This is a genomic window from Streptomyces marokkonensis, assembly GCF_008312835.1.
In the GTDB taxonomy this organism is placed as follows: Bacteria; Actinomycetota; Actinomycetes; order Streptomycetales; family Streptomycetaceae; genus Streptomyces; species Streptomyces marokkonensis_A.
In genome coordinates this window covers 275,144-289,343 of the sequence record NZ_VSKS01000006.1, presented here as the reverse complement: position 1 = coordinate 289,343, position 14,200 = coordinate 275,144, and the positions used below count along the sequence as shown (strand labels likewise).

At 70.8% G+C, this 14,200-nt stretch carries 10 protein-coding genes and 1 pseudogene; 6 read left to right on the top strand and 5 right to left on the bottom strand.

All coding sequences use genetic code 11. The annotated features are described in order from the left end of the window. Positions 1–159 precede the first annotated feature (159 nt). On the top strand, positions 160–2,232 hold the full coding sequence (locus F1615_RS13575) for a cellulase family glycosylhydrolase (RefSeq protein WP_208818305.1): 2,073 nt from the start codon (positions 160–162) through the stop codon (positions 2,230–2,232). 77 nt (positions 2,233–2,309) lie between these two features. Here the strand turns inward: F1615_RS13575 and F1615_RS13570 are convergent, their stop codons facing one another. Beyond that, complete coding sequence (locus F1615_RS13570; RefSeq protein ID WP_167533734.1) at positions 2,310–3,287, bottom strand: hypothetical protein; 978 nt, start codon at positions 3,285–3,287, stop codon at positions 2,310–2,312. A 575-nt stretch (positions 3,288–3,862) separates the two neighbouring features. Here F1615_RS13570 and F1615_RS13565 point away from each other — a divergent pair. Then, positions 3,863–4,117, top strand: a complete 255-nt coding sequence (locus F1615_RS13565) for a peptidoglycan-binding domain-containing protein (protein ID WP_149549193.1) — start codon at positions 3,863–3,865, stop codon at positions 4,115–4,117. 52 nt (positions 4,118–4,169) lie between these two features. On the opposite strand, the gene F1615_RS13560 is transcribed toward F1615_RS13565, so the two are convergent. Genes F1615_RS13560 through F1615_RS13550 form a run of 3 tightly spaced genes read right to left on the bottom strand, consistent with a single transcriptional unit; the run spans position 4,170 to position 6,722 of the window. After that, complete coding sequence (locus tag F1615_RS13560) at positions 4,170–5,534, bottom strand: sensor histidine kinase (protein ID WP_149549192.1); 1,365 nt, start codon at positions 5,532–5,534, stop codon at positions 4,170–4,172. Further along, the gene (locus tag F1615_RS13555; RefSeq protein ID WP_149549191.1) at positions 5,531–6,208 is read right to left on the bottom strand and encodes a response regulator transcription factor; all 678 of its coding nucleotides are present in this window, start codon (positions 6,206–6,208) and stop codon (positions 5,531–5,533) included. The genes F1615_RS13560 and F1615_RS13555 overlap by 4 nt, the downstream gene beginning before the upstream one ends. A gap of 31 nt (positions 6,209–6,239) precedes the next feature. Beyond that, positions 6,240–6,722, bottom strand: a complete 483-nt coding sequence (locus F1615_RS13550; RefSeq protein ID WP_149549190.1) for a sigma-70 family RNA polymerase sigma factor — start codon at positions 6,720–6,722, stop codon at positions 6,240–6,242. A 1,215-nt stretch (positions 6,723–7,937) separates the two neighbouring features. Between F1615_RS13550 and F1615_RS13545 the strand changes: the two genes are divergently transcribed. The 3 genes from F1615_RS13545 to F1615_RS13535 all read left to right on the top strand — a co-directional run bounded on the left by F1615_RS13545 (position 7,938) and on the right by F1615_RS13535 (position 11,803). Then, positions 7,938–8,771 carry a hypothetical protein gene (locus tag F1615_RS13545; RefSeq protein WP_244328716.1) on the top strand — a complete coding sequence of 278 codons (834 nt, stop codon included), beginning with the start codon at positions 7,938–7,940 and terminating at the stop codon, positions 8,769–8,771. A gap of 148 nt (positions 8,772–8,919) precedes the next feature. Beyond that, positions 8,920–9,750, top strand: coding sequence for a hypothetical protein (locus F1615_RS13540; protein ID WP_149549189.1), 831 nt, complete (start codon positions 8,920–8,922; stop codon positions 9,748–9,750). A 337-nt stretch (positions 9,751–10,087) separates the two neighbouring features. Then, positions 10,088–11,803 (top strand): glycoside hydrolase family 6 protein, encoded by a 1,716-nt coding sequence (locus F1615_RS13535; protein WP_149549188.1) that lies wholly within the window; start codon positions 10,088–10,090, stop codon positions 11,801–11,803. Positions 11,804–12,210: 407 nt separating this feature from the next. Here F1615_RS13535 and F1615_RS35930 read toward each other — a convergent pair whose 3' ends face one another. Beyond that, complete coding sequence (locus F1615_RS35930; RefSeq protein ID WP_208818304.1) at positions 12,211–13,455, bottom strand: hypothetical protein; 1,245 nt, start codon at positions 13,453–13,455, stop codon at positions 12,211–12,213. A 177-nt stretch (positions 13,456–13,632) separates the two neighbouring features. Here F1615_RS35930 and F1615_RS36230 point away from each other — a divergent pair. Then, positions 13,633–14,182: pseudogene (locus F1615_RS36230) on the top strand (gluconokinase). Positions 14,183–14,200 lie beyond the last annotated feature (18 nt).

Here is a 14,200-nt window from a genome sequence, read left to right as displayed (position 1 = left end):
TACGCCGGCCGCGTCCCCCGCCGCCGGCGGGGCGGCCACCCCCCGCCGTCCCGTCGGCCCAGCACCCCCGTCCGCACCATCCGATTCCACTGGAAGAAAGCGAGTACCCGCATGCCCGCACCAACCCCCGCTGCGGCAGGACCACGCCGTCCATGGCGCATGGCGGCCTCCCTGCTCCTCGGCCTGGCCGTCGCCGCCGTGCCCGCGGTGACCGCGCCCGCCTCCGCAGCTCCGGACGCCCCGGCGCGTCCGGCCGCCACCGCCCCACAGGCGGACTGGCTGCACACCGAGGGCAACCAGATCGTCGACGAGGCCGGCAAGCCGGTCCGCCTCACCGGTGTCAACTGGTTCGGTTTCAACACCTCGGAGCGGGTCTTCCACGGCCTGTGGACCGCCAACCTGGAGGTGGTCACCCGGCAGATGGCCGAACGCGGCATCAACATGGTGCGCGTCCCGATCTCGACGCAGCTCCTGCTCGAGTGGAAGGCCGGCAACCTCGCCCCGGCCACCGGCATCAACGCCGCCGCCAACCCCGAACTCGCGGGAATGAGCACCCTGGACATCTTCGACCACTGGCTGGACCTGTCCGAGAAGTACGGCATCAAGGTGATGCTCGACGTCCACAGCGCCGAGGCGGACAACTCCGGCCACGTGTACCCCGTCTGGTGGAAGGGGTCCATCACGCCCGAGAAGTTCTACCAGGCGTGGGAGTGGGTGACCGCCCGCTACAAGAACGACGACACCGTCGTCGCGATGGACATCAAGAACGAACCGCACGGCAAGTTCAACGAGACCCCGCGCGCCAAGTGGGACGGCAGCACCGACACCGACAATTTCAAGCACACCTGCGAGACCGCGGGACGGCGCATCCTCGCCATCAACCCCAAGGTGCTCATCCTGTGCGAGGGCATCGAGACCTACCCCATGGACGGCACGAGCTGGGACTCGGAGAACCCCAAGGCCTTCCACAACAACTGGTGGGGAGGAAATCTGCGCGGCGCCCGCGACCACCCCGTGGACCTCGGAGCGCACCAGGACCAGCTGGTCTACTCACCGCACGACTACGGACCGCTCGTGTACCAGCAGCCCTGGTTCGAGGGGGACTGGGACCGCGAGACCCTGGAACGTGACGTCTGGGACCCCAACTGGCTCTACCTGCACAAGGAGAACACCTCGCCGTTGCTGATCGGCGAGTGGGGCGGTTTCCTGGACGGCGGCCCCAACGAGAAGTGGATGAAGGCGCTGCGCGGGCTGATCTCCGACGAGGGCCTGCACCACACCTTCTGGTGTCTCAACCCCAACTCGGGTGACACCGGCGGTCTTCTGAACAGCGACTGGGTGACCTGGGACGAGGAGAAGTACGGCTTCCTCAAGCCCGTGCTGTGGCAGCAACAGGGCAAGTTCGTCAGCCTCGACCACCAGGTGCGCCTCGGCGGGGAGAACAGCACGACCGGCATCAGCCTGTCCGAGGCCCAGGGCGAGGCCCCGGAGCCGGACACCGAGGCGCCCGCGGCGCCGACCGGCCTCTCGGCCACCTCCACCACCAACAGGATCACGCTGACCTGGCGGGCGGCCACCGACAACGTCCGGGTCACCGGCTACGACGTGTACCGCGACGGCGAGAAGATCGCCGGCCCTGTGAGGGAGACCACCTACGTCGACCGCGGCCTGGCCGCGGGGACGTCCCACCGGTACACGGTGAGGGCCCGGGACGCGGCAGGGAACATGTCACCCGCCTCGGCGCCGCTCACCGTCCGCACGCAGGAACCGGGCGTTCCCAGCGGGGATCTGACGGTGTTGGCTCGCAGCAACGACGACACCACGGGGGACAACGCACTGCGGCCCCACCTGCGGATCGTCAACAGCGGCGACCGTCCCGTCGACCTGACCGACGTCACCGTCCGCTACTGGTTCACGCGGGACGGGTCCGCGGCCGTGAACGCGTGGTGCGACCACGCGGCCCTCGGGTGCGCCGGCCTGCGGTTGAAGACGGTGAACCTGGCCGAGCCCCTCGACGGCGCCGACGCCTACCTGGAGGTCTCGTTCACCGGCGGTTCACTGGAACCCGGCGCCCACACCGGAGACATCCAGCTGAGGGCGAGCAAGGCGGACTGGTCGAACTTCGACGAGACCGACGACCACAGCCGCACGAGCCCGGGCTCCTACAGCGAGGCACCGCGGATCACCGCGTACATCGCGGGGGACCTGGCCTGGGGCGGCGAACCCCGCTGACCGGGACCGCCGACGGCGGCGGGGCCGGCGCGAGGAGAGTCCACTCCTCGCGCCGGCCCCGCCCGGGGGGTGTGATGTCACACGCAGTCGGTGACGTCGACCTTGTTGTTCCGCGCGCCCGGCTCGAAGACGGTGTTGGAGGCGGTGCTGCGGAGCGCGGCGCACTCACCGCCCACCACGTTGATCGTCTTGTTGCGCACGTTGTCCTTCCAGACGTAGAGGGGCGCCGTGCGCATGCCCGGGGCGGTGCTCCGGATCAGCCCCCGTCCGGTCAGCTTGACGGTCCGGCTGTCCGACTCCGTGCCTCCGGCCCAGGAGAACACCCCCTGGTTGTAGTGGTTTTGGGAGTGGGACACGACCTTGAGGCCGTCCGCGACGAGCGTGCCGTGGCCGTAGTCGCCCCACGCCATCTGGACCGGAGCCCCGTTGCCGTTGTGGAGGACGGTGGTGTTCCGCACGGTCAGGTCGCCGTTGTAGACCTTGAACGTGTCGTCCCAGGTGTCGAAGTAGGAGTTCTCGATCACCGAGCCGTCGCCGCCTCCGAAGCCGTCGGAGTTGTTGTGGTACTCGTCGCGGTCGTCGATGACGCGGATGCCGGAGGCCAGCACCTTGGCCTTCTTGGCGATGATGTGGAAGTGGCGCGGGTTCAGCGAGGTGAAGGTCTTCAGCGTGAGGTCGATCCTCGCGTCGGTGGAGACCGCCGCGTGGTCCGTGTCCTTCACATGGCCTCCGTGGCCGACCAGTTGGGACGTACGGGCGTTCTCCCCCTGGATGGTCAACGCGGTCGTGCGATCGTCGGGGATCAGGAAGTTGCCGCGCAGGGTGACGTCCGCACCGATGACGATCTTCTTCCAGGACGACGGCACGGACAGGCGTCCGATGGTCGTGTCGGAGTGGTAGGTCGCGACTCCGTTGATCACCTCGAGGCCCTCGGCCGCCTGCCGCTGCGGCGTGTCGGCAAGGGCGACGGAGCCGGCGGCGATGAAGCCGGCGGCCGCCACGGCCGCGCCGGCCGTCTTGAGCCGGCGGCGGGAGTTGCGGTTGTGTCGTGCCACGGGACACCTTTCCGATGGTCGGGGATGTGATGGGGCGGCCGGTCCTCCGGCGCCCTTCCCGGGGAACACTCCGCAGGGCCGGGGCAGGTTTCGTCCACGGTGCCGGTGTTTGATCCGGCCCGGCCGGACGTGGATCACCGGTCCGGCCGCGAGGGTGGTCCGTGCGGGACTAGACTCGCCGCGGCGCCCCTGTGGGCCGGCCGTCCCGCGTGCACTGCGGAGTTCGTCGAGGAGGAGTGGAACTGCCGATGCCACAGCACCGACGAGGCAGCTCGGACGACGTCCGGACACGACGCCGGTGGCTCGGGAACCGCATGTGGGTGGCCGCGGCGGTCGTGGTGCTCGGGGTGCTGGCCGCTTCCCTGGTGCACCTGTTCACGCGGCCGGTCGACCCCTTCGACCCACCGGCACTCCTGGCGCCGTCCGCCTCCGCGTCGCCCGAGGCCTCTTCGCCGGAGAAGACCTCCCCGCCCCCCGCGCCGGAGACGACCGCGCCTGCGAGCCGGCCCCGCGCGCCTTCGTCCGGGGCAACGAGGGAATCCCCGCCCTCAACGACCACAACCGCGACCACGACCATGAACACCGGTCTGGGACCGGCGGGTTCGGTCGACGACGCGCCCGTACTGGCACGCGGCGACCGGGGGAACAACGTGCTCGATCTGCAGCGCCGGCTGCGGACGGCCGGCATTGGCACGGCACCGCTGGACGGGGTGTACGGTCAGCCCACCGAGGCCGCCGTGCAGAACTACCAGGCGCTGCGGGGGATTCGGACGGACCCCTCCGGTGTGTACGGCCCGGACACCCGGGCGGTCCTGGAAGCGGAGACCTGACAGGCTGTCCGGTACCGGTGCGAACGGGCCGGTCCCGCGATCCGGGCACGCGTCAGAACGCGGCGTCCGCCGCCGGGGACGAGCCCTCCGGTACGTGGTGCGCGTCCCGCCGGTTCCACCGCCGCTGTTCGCCAGCGAGCCGGAGGAGCACCTGCGCCCCGCCGTGGCGGCCCGTGCCGATCACCAGCCGTCCCCCCGCCTCCCTGGCGACTCGGGCGGCGATGTCCAGCCCCAGGCCGCTCGACGCTCCTCCACTGTGACCACGGACCGCAGCGGCGTCACACGCCGGGATTCCCGGCCCCGAGTCCTCGACGACGAGGGAGGGCACGCCGTCCAGCAGTCCGGCGTGGACATCGCACCGGCTGCCCGGAGGGGTATGCCGGAAGACATTGCCGAGCAGCGCGTCCAGCGCCGCCACGATGTCCTCCTCGCCCACCTCGACCGCGACCGCTTCCGGGTCGATCGTCACGTCGCAGGGTCTTCCCTGCGCGCGCGCCAGAGTCGCCCAGAAGGCCATGCGGGTTCCCACCACGGTGGTGAGATCGCTGTGTCGATCGACCACCGCGGCGGTGTCGCCCGGACCCTTGCGGGTAAGGCCGATCAGATGCGTCACCTGCTGGTCGAGGGCGGTCACCGCCGCACGCAGACGGTCCGCCACCGAACCCTCGACCAGGTCGAGCTCCAGCCTCAGCGCGGTCAGGGGAGTGCGCAGCCGGTGTGAGAGGTCGGCGGCGAACTCACGTTCCGACTGCCTCAGAGCGGCGATCCGGTCGGTCATGGTGTTGAACGCCGCAGCGACCTTGCGCACTTCCTGCGGCCCGCCCACGTGCACGCGGACCCCCAGCTCACCCCGGCCGACGGCGCCTGCCGCCCGCACCAGGTCGGCCGACGAGCGCACGAGCCGGCGGGACATGCGGTCCGCCCCCATGACGGCGATCGCCGTCAGCGCCGCGACGGCGGCGGCCAGCACCGCCCACGCGGCCGCCACCCCGTCGGTCTTGTCCGCCTCGTGGACGAGGGACTCCACGAAGGCCGCGCGTCCGTCCGGCAGCCGGACGGGCAGCAGCAGCACCTCCTGCCCGTCCGCGGCGCGCGCCCGGACCGCCCGGGCCTCCGCGGTGGCCCGCCGGATCGCGTCCTCATCGGCCCGGCAACGCCCCACCTCCGCGGCTCCGGGAAGGCGCACGCACGTCGAGGCCGCGTCCTCACCCGTGATCTGCCACGCGGCGTGCACCGCACCCGGGTCGCGGGTGGCCGCGAGAACCGTCACCAGGACGGCGGCCCTGCGCTCCGCCCGCTGCTGTGCGCGGTCCACCGCCTGCTGCCGTGCCGCGTACCCGAGGGGGAGGGCGAAGGCCAGCGTGGTGAGCAGAGCGATACCGAGCGAGAGGCGCAGCTGCCACGTGCGCAGAGTCATGCCGGCGGCACCACCAGTCGCAGTCCCACGCCCCGGACGGTCTCCACCCAGTCGCGGGCCCCACCGCTCTCGGCCAGCTTCCGCCGGAGCCAGTACACATGGACGTCGATGGTGCGGTCGTACACGTCGCTGCCCCGCCAGACCTCGGTCAGCAGTTCCCGGCGCGTGACCACCGCGGCCTGCCGCCGTGCCAGGTACGCCAGCAGGTCGAACTCCCTGCGATTGAGGTCGACGACCGCGCCGGCCAGCGTGACCAGCCGTTGTGTCAGGTCCACCGAGATGTCGCCGACCTGCAGTGTGTCGGGCGGCGCCTCCCCCGAGCGGCGCAGCACCGCCAGCACCCGCGCCGCGAGCTGCTCTCCCGAGAACGGCTTGACCAGGTAGTCGTCGGCGCCGTCACGCAGCAGCCGGATGATGTCCGACTCGTCGCTGCGTGCCGTCGCGATGATGACCGGAACCCGGCTGACGGCCCGCATCATCTTCAGGACCTGACCGCCGTCGAGGTCGGGCAGGCCGAGGTCCAGGACGACCAGATCGGGGAACGGGGGCACGAGCCGGCGCATCAGCTCCATCGCGGTGCCCACCGCGTCCACGTGGTAACCCGCGGACGTCAGGGAGCGGCTGAGCGCTTCGCGGACGAGTATGTCGTCCTCGACGATGAGCACCGTGGTCATGTGATCACCGTACGGCAGCTGCCGGGCGTCATCAGGGGGTTCGGTCCTCCAGCGCATCGGCGAGGCGGCGACGACCGCGTGCCAGACGGGTCTTCACGGTGGCCTCGGGGATGCCGAGCCTCTCGGCGACGTCCCGCACCGGCAGGTCCAGGAGATGGTGCATCACGAGCACCTGCCGGTACCTGTCGGGCAGTTCACGCACGCTCTGGACGACGACGACATGGTGCTCGTCGGCCGGCGGTTGAAGTGCCGGAGGGCCCAGGCGCACCAGCGCGGTCCTCGCACGCCGGGCCTGGCGCATGCGCGAGCAGGCGAGGTTCTGGGCCACCTTCCGTACCCAGGCGTAGGGAATGTCGTAGGACCGGATGTGCTCCCAGCGCGGTACGGCTCGGGAGAAGGCCTCCTGCGCGCAGTCCTCCGCGATGTGCACGTCTCCTGTCATGAGGTAGACGTGCCCTGCGACGCGTCGAAAGGTGCTGGCGTAGAAGTCCTCGAACTGCGCCGTGTCGCTCACCGATACTCCTCTTTGGTACTACGGCTCTCGTCGGCGCCGGGCGCCTCGTGCCGCTGCGTCGGCCCGGCCCTTCCGCTGGGGGCTGAGGGGGCGGAAGGGGCCGGGCCGGTGTGAACCCTCCCCGGTGAGCGAGGCGTCAGATGTCACTCGGGCACCGTGGAGGGGCTCTGGGGACGTCGGCCGTCCGAGGCAGATCGTGTCGGTTCGCAAGGGGCCGGCGCCACGCCTGCCGGCCGCTTCAACGCGATGCTGAAGGTCAGAAAACGCTGAGCTAACGCGGGCGCCGGATGGGACAGCGCGCAAAGGAGGAAGTGCGCCGGCGGAGGACCGGGCGTCGACCACCCGCCACCGCGCGCCCGCAGAGACCGAGGAGGACGAGGGAAGGGAGCACGGACGGGACGTCGGATACCGCGTCGGATGCGCGGGCGAGGGACCGGATGCCCTGCCCCGCCCGGCGTACGGAGTCGCGCGGAGCCGCTTCCTGGTACCACCCGCCGAGCGCGGTCCGCCCGCCGGGACGTTCCGGCCCGTGCGCGGCAACAGCCCCCCGCTGGGGCGAGGCCACCGTGCGACCGCCGGGTTCCGGGGACGCCGTCGCCGCCAGGGAACCGAGGAACGTGGCTGCCACGGTGCCGGTCAGTACGGGTCTCCACCATGAACGTGTGCGGCGGCTGGGAGGCATGGGCTCGCCCTTCCTGGTCGCTTTAGTCGTCGTTCGGCTGCCGGGGGCGACACCCCGCGCCGGCCGTGCGGGTTTCGTCCTCGTTCCCGCCGCGCCTCGTCGTCAGGTCCGCCCGCGGCGCCTGTCCGTCCGCCGGTCGGGACCCGCTGCGTTAACGCAGACTTGTGCGAGCCGCATCGCGGGGTTAACCGGTTGTGCGGGCCCTTTGCGGGACTCGAGGATCGAGGGCGTTGAGGCACGGTGGCGGCGCTCCTGGGACGGGAGCCCGTGCGTCACACAGGTGCCGCGACCCGGTACACGGAAAGGAAGTGCCGGGTCGCGGCACTTCGCCATGTCTGCCGGACCACGTGGTCCGGCTCGACCGCACGACTCCTCCACGGAGCGGCGGACAACGCGATTGAACGTTCACCCTTCCGGGTCCGTATGCCTGGGGGACCCGCTGGCAGGGGTACTGGGGGCACCGGCACCCGCAGCGAGGGTCGGCGACTTCTCCGAGGAGAGGTCCGCGGCCGTCGCGGGAGCCAGAGGAAGCCATGACAGGCAAGCGAGCCAAAGGGAAGTACCGTACGTACCGGATCGCCGGAGTGGGCGTGGTCGGCGCCGGAGTGATCGCCGGCACCCTCGCCGCCGCCGGCGCCTTCGCGGGGCAGGGCGACGAGGAGACACCCGCCCGCACCCTCAGTGCGCAGAACATCGTCTGCCCCTCCGTCGAAGGGCTGCCGGCGATACCGCCCGAGGCGCAGGACGAGGTCACCAGGAATCTGGAGCTGCTGGACAAGCAACTCGCGGAGGCCAACTCCCGCCTGGCGCGGTCCCAGGGCGAGGGCGGCCCGAACTTCGTGCAGAACGCGATTCTCGGGCCGCTGGAGGGCAAGCGCACGGCTGCCCTGAACCGCATCGAGACGGCCATCGGCCGCGTCGCCGAGAAGCCCGAGGGCCTGGAGAGGTTCGCGCCCTGCGCACTCGAGGGCGGGAACGGCGCCGACGCGGGCCTGGGCGAGAACGGTGCCGACGGGGGCGAGCAGGAGGCGGGAGGTGAGTCCGGAGCCGAGGCCGGGGCGGGATCAGCTCCCACCGTCGACTGCCCGGACGTGGCGAGCAGGCTGCCGAGCGACATCCCGGCCGGCGCGCAGGGACAGGTCGACCGTGAACTCGCGGCGCTCGCCAGGGAGATCGGCGACGCCAACGACCGACTGGCCCGTTCCCAGGGTGAGGGGGGCCCGAACTTCATCGACAACGCCATCCTCGGTCCGCTCGGGAACAAGAGGAAGGCGGTGATCGACCGCATCGAGATCGCGTTCAAACGGGAGGGCAGCGCACCCCCCGCGGGGCTGGACGAGCTGGCGGAGTGCCGGCTGAACGGCTGACCCCGAACGGCCCCCGGTCAGCCTCCGATGGCCGGAGGGGCGCCTGGCCCCGCCCTGGACCGGGGGCACGGCTCCCCACGCGGACGCCTGTCCGCGTGGGGAGCCGGTCCGAATCCAGGCAACAGCGATACGTCGGAAGGTGCGCGGAATGGTGGGTCGACGGTCCGGCAGTGTTCCGCTGCGGAACAGGATCAAGCTGATCAGGGAGCTGGGCAGGACCGCGGGAGTCTCTCACTGGCTCGCGCACGACGTCCGCGACGGACGTTCCCTGTACGCGCTGCAGGTGTCCGCGGGGACGGGCGGCGGTACCCGGCGCGCTCATCAGGTTGCCGTGCGGTACCTCAAACAGTGTGTCTATCTCCAGTCGGTCGACCCCGCCCGCTTTCCCGCCAGTGTCGGTGCCATCACGGCGGGCGGCGACGTGTGGTTGGTGGAGGAGCGTCCCACCGGCCGGACACTCGGTGACTTCGTCGCCCACAACAGGGTGTCCCGCCCCGAGGCGGCGACCATCGGTCTCGCCCTCCTGCGGACGCTCTCGCTGGCTCACTCCAAGGGCATCGTCCGCGGGTTCATAGCACCCGAGCAGGTGTGGATCGAACGGCCCGGTGCCGTCACGTTGAGTGGCAGCGCCTGCGGAACCCTGCTGGCCTCCGGATGCGTGCGCAGTCTGCCCCGGGCGCGGCACGTAGCACCGGAGATCAGCTCTCACGCACCTCTCGATCCGGCGTCCGACATGTGGGCCTTCGGCAGGATCCTCGCCTTCCTGCTCGCCGGCGGTGTCAATCCCTCGGGCGCGTCGGCCGCCCGCGACCCCGTCGTACGGCTGGTGCGCGGACTCATGCGGGAGGAGAAGGACGCCAGGCCGTCGGCGACCGCCGCTCGCAGGGCCCTGCTGCGCGTGCTCGCGGAGGACGGCCGCGTCGCCGCGGCACGGACCCGCCCGACGATTCCTCCCCGCCCCGCCTTCCCTCCGGCATAGGCGCCTCAACGGCGGGTGCACCACTCGGCGCCCCAAGGCTGCGATGCTCCTCACGTGACTCTGCCTTAACGGTTCCGGTCGCCGTCCGCCCTGGCTGGGAGCGGTGGGAGTGCTCTACCTTGCGAGGTGTGGGAGCGCTTCCATGGCGTAAGCCCAAGGGCGGGTGCCGCGACTCGAAGCGTCTTCGGCAGCACCCGCTGCTGCGCCCCCTGCGTCATCTCGCCCGGCGACGGCGGCCCTCGTGTGATCACGGGTCTCCTCCGCGCCGAGCTCACTGCCCCCTTCGGGCATCTCGTTCGGTCGACAGCGTGAAATCCAACCACGGGAGAACCCGCTCATGAGTCGCACCAGAACCGCGCTCCTCGCCGCTACGGCGCTGGTCGCCGGCGCCACCGGGACGGCGATCGCCGCCGTCCCGGGCGACGCCGGCGCGGCCGCCGTCCCCTGCACCGTGGACTACCAGGTGCAGAACCAGTGGGACACCGGCTTCACCGCGTCCGTCAAGGTCACCAACAACGGCGCCGCGAAGTCGTCGTGGGCGGTGAAGTGGAGCTACATCGGCAACCAGAAGGTGATCAACGCCTGGAACGCCAAGGTCACCCAGTCCGGCGCGAACGTCACCGCCGCCAACGAGTCCTACAACGGCACGCTCGCCACCGGCGGTTCGGCCACCTTCGGCTTCCAGGGCACCTACAGCGGCACCAACGCCGTCCCCGCCACCTTCACCCTCGACGGCGTGACCTGCAACGTCGACTCCGGTGGTCCCACCGACCCGCCGACCGACCCGCCGCCCCCGGGCAACCGCCTCGACAATCCCTACGACGGCGCCCAGGTCTACGTGAACCCCGAGTGGTCCGCGAACGCCGCCGCCGAGCCGGGCGGCGACCGCATCGCGAACCAGCCCACCGGTGTCTGGCTGGACCGCATCGCCGCCATCAACGGGGCAGGCGGCAAGATGGGGCTGCGGGACCACCTCGACGAGGCCCTCGAACAGAAGGGCTCCGGCGAACTCGTCGTCCAGCTCGTCATCTACAACCTGCCGGGCCGCGACTGCGCCGCCCTCGCCTCCAACGGCGAGCTCGGCCCGACGGAGATCGACACGTACAAGACCGATTACATCGACCCGATCAAGGCCATCCTCGCCGACCCGAAGTACGCCTCGCTGCGGATCGTCACCACGGTCGAGATCGACTCCCTGCCCAACCTCGTCACCAACACCGGCAGCCGGCCCACGGCGACGCCGCAGTGCGACGTGATGAGGGCCAACGGCAACTACGTGAAGGGCGTCGGCTACGCCCTGAACAAGCTCGGTGACGTGCCCAACGTCTACAACTACGTGGACGCCGCACATCACGGCTGGATCGGCTGGGACGACAACTTCGGCCCCTCGGCCGACGTCTTCAAGCAGGCCGCCACCACGGAGGGCGCCACCGTGGCCGACGTGCACGGCTTCATCACGAACACCGCCAACTACAGCGCGCTGAAGGAGGAGCACTTCTCCATCAACGACCAGGTGGAGGGCAAGTCGGTGCGCGAATCGAAGTGGGTCGACTGGAACCGCTACGTCGACGAGCTGTCGTTCACCCAGGCCTTCCGGCAGAAGCTGGTCTCCGTGGGCTTCGACGCGAACATCGGCATGCTGATCGACACCTCCCGCAACGGCTGGGGCGGTACCGCCCGGCCCACCGGTCCCGGAGCCAGGACCAGTGTGGACGCCTACGTCGACGGCGGCCGCTACGACCGCCGCATCCACGTAGGCAACTGGTGCAACCAGACCGGAGCCGGACTCGGTGAGCGGCCCCAGGCCTCCCCGGAGCCGGGGATCGACGCCTACGTGTGGATGAAGCCGCCGGGTGAGTCCGACGGGTCGAGCAAGGCCATACCGAACGACGAGGGCAAGGGCTTCGACCGGATGTGCGACCCCACCTACACCGGCAACCCGCGCAACGGCAACAACATGTCGGGCGCCCTTCCCGACGCCCCGGTCTCCGGGCACTGGTTCTCCGCCCAGTTCCAGGAGCTCATGAAGAACGCGTACCCGCCGCTGCCGTAGGCCGCAGGGGTGGACCGACACGGCCCCGTGCGGGGACGGCGAGGAGAGGCCCGGGTGCCTCCGCCTCCGCCGCCCCCGCACGGGTGCGGTCAGTCCTCACCGGCGGAACCGGCGACCCCTTGGACGAACAGGTGCGGGAAGAAGGCCGCTCGTTTCCCCCGGGGATATCGACGAGTTGAGGTGGCCCGTCCTCGAACGCCGCTGCGCACCGGGGCAACGCGCCGACGGGCGGTCCCTCGTACCGCGTAGTCGCTCGTCCGTGCCCGGGCGCTGTGTTCCGGGCACGCAGGCTCACCCCTACCGGCGCCGGAGCACGACTCGATCTCCGGCGCGACCGTCCCACCGCGCGGTGGGACGGTCGTGTGATCGAGCGGGCGGGCCGGACCGGCCCGGGGCCCGTCTCCGTCTCAGAAATTGTCCCGGAGCCGGTCGAAGATCGCCGCTCCGTTGTCGCAGAGCTGCTCGAAGGCCTTGTCGAAGTTGGTGCCGGCGGTTCCGTCGGTGGCGTAACCCGTGAGGCCGCCGGTCTTCATCAGCAGGAAGGTGGAGGCGTCGGAAAGGTCCGGAGTGCCGTCGGAGGTGCGCTTGGCCCGCAGGTAGGTGCCCAGTCCGGTGTCCGGGACCGTGGTGTCGGCACCGCAGGAGCGCTTCGCCCGGTCCACGAACTTCTGCCCGGCGGCGCCGACCTCGATGAGTTCGATCTTGCCGTCGGCCGCCATGTCGTGCAGGTAGGAGCAGGCGGCGCGGTCCTTGTTGCAGTTGTACTTGTCGGAGTACCCGGGGCTGCTGACGGTCCAGTGGGTGATGACGCGGACCTTCGAGAGATCGGCGGGGGCATGGGTCTCCAGCCACCGGACGGCGAGTGCCGTCTCCGTCATCGGGCTCCAGTTGAGGACGGTCAGCCCGCCGGCGCGGATCGCGTCGACGAGGTCCCCGACCGTGCCGGGCTTCGTGCCCTTGAGCCCGTTGTAGTCCTTCCCGCAGGTGGACGACTTGGCGATGCCGGGGATCCGGGAGCCGAAGGCGTCCCGCGCGTAGGTGTAGGCCGCGTCGCAGTCGATCGGGACGGTCGTGGACCCCACGGAGACCCGGGCGATGCCGAATCCCGGGGCGTATGCCCCCAGGGCGGCCATGGTCACGATGTCGTCCCTGTCGGTCCCGCCGCCGGGGATGCTGAGATCGCTCAGAACCCACACCTTGGGTTTCCCGTCGGCGGGGGCCGTGGGCTCCGTTGTCGTCGGAGGGGCCGGGGGTGCGCCGACACGCTGCACGACGATGCGCCGGATCCGGTCGTTGAGGGCGCTGCCGCAGAGGTCGCGGTCGGCGGTGAGGGTGAGGGCGGGCCGGGTCGCCGTGACATCGTCGAAGAGCAGTGCACGGTAACCCGAGGCCACCTTCACACCTGAGATGTCGCTGTCGGCCGCTGTGCCCGTCAGGTCGTGCGCGCCTTCCGTGAGCGAGCGTGGCGCCCACTCGGTACCCCGGCCGTAGCCGCAGGTGTCGAAGACCTGCACCGGTGGGACGACGGCGCGGGGTGTGGGGAGGGCAGGCCCCGCGGCCATGGCATAGGTGCTCAAGCCGGCGAGCGCGGTCACGCCCGCCAGGATGAGGGGCAGGCGGCGACGGCGGAGCCTGTGAGGTGGTCTGTTCATGCGTACTTCCGCTCTGGTCGATCGGATGAGGGACGGGCGTGCGGCTCCGGTGAGACGCGGCCCGGCGGAGGCATACACTCCGAACTCATGCCAGGGGTTTCAACGATGGGGTCCGCCCCGGCGGGCGCCGGTTACCGGCCATCGAGCTGTAGGCACAAGACCCGAAGGAGGCCCTGGATGCCGCGCCACACCGCTCCCTTGGTCGTCGTCATGGGAGTCTCGGGCTCAGGGAAGACCAGTGTGGGCCGACTACTGGCACAGGACCCTCGGTGTTTCTTATGCCGAGGGGGACGACTTTCACCCCGCATCCAACGTTGCGAAGATGCGGGCCGGGCACCCGCTCGATGACGAAGACTGGCGCCCATGGCCTAACGGGATCGCGCAATGGCTGGTCAGCCATGCGGAAAGCGGGGGTGTGATGACGTGCTCGGCGCTGACGCCGCTACCGTGACCGGCTGGCTTCCGCCGCGCTGCACGTGTGCTTCCTTCACCTCGACTGCTCACCCGAGCTGATCGCCGCAAGGGTGACCGCGCGACGGGCCACTTCTTGCCGCCCGACCTGCTTGACTCGCAGTTCGCCGCCCTGGAACCGCTGGACGACGACGAAGCGGGCGAGGCTGTCCCGATCGACGGCACGCCGCGGGAGACCGCTGCCCTCGCCCAGCCCGCCGTTAGCCGCCTGAGCCGCCAACAGGAGGATGGCTGTGCTGACATAGGTCACAGGTGAGGGGCAACACTTGGTGGT

Bases quoted from the DNA above. Each gene is read 5' to 3' on its own strand.
- F1615_RS13575 (WP_208818305.1), top strand. From the start codon at position 160: ATGGCGGCCTCCCTGCTCCTCGGCCTGGCCGTCGCCGCCGTGCCCGCG.
- F1615_RS13565 (WP_149549193.1), top strand. From the start codon at position 3,863: ATGAACACCGGTCTGGGACCGGCGGGTTCGGTCGACGACGCGCCCGTA.
- F1615_RS13560 (WP_149549192.1), bottom strand. From the start codon at position 5,534: ATGACTCTGCGCACGTGGCAGCTGCGCCTCTCGCTCGGTATCGCTCTG.
- F1615_RS13555 (WP_149549191.1), bottom strand. From the start codon at position 6,208: ATGACCACGGTGCTCATCGTCGAGGACGACATACTCGTCCGCGAAGCG.
- F1615_RS13545 (WP_244328716.1), top strand. From the start codon at position 7,938: ATGACAGGCAAGCGAGCCAAAGGGAAGTACCGTACGTACCGGATCGCC.
- F1615_RS13540 (WP_149549189.1), top strand. From the start codon at position 8,920: ATGGTGGGTCGACGGTCCGGCAGTGTTCCGCTGCGGAACAGGATCAAG.
- F1615_RS13535 (WP_149549188.1), top strand. From the start codon at position 10,088: ATGAGTCGCACCAGAACCGCGCTCCTCGCCGCTACGGCGCTGGTCGCC.
- F1615_RS35930 (WP_208818304.1), bottom strand. From the start codon at position 13,455: ATGAACAGACCACCTCACAGGCTCCGCCGTCGCCGCCTGCCCCTCATC.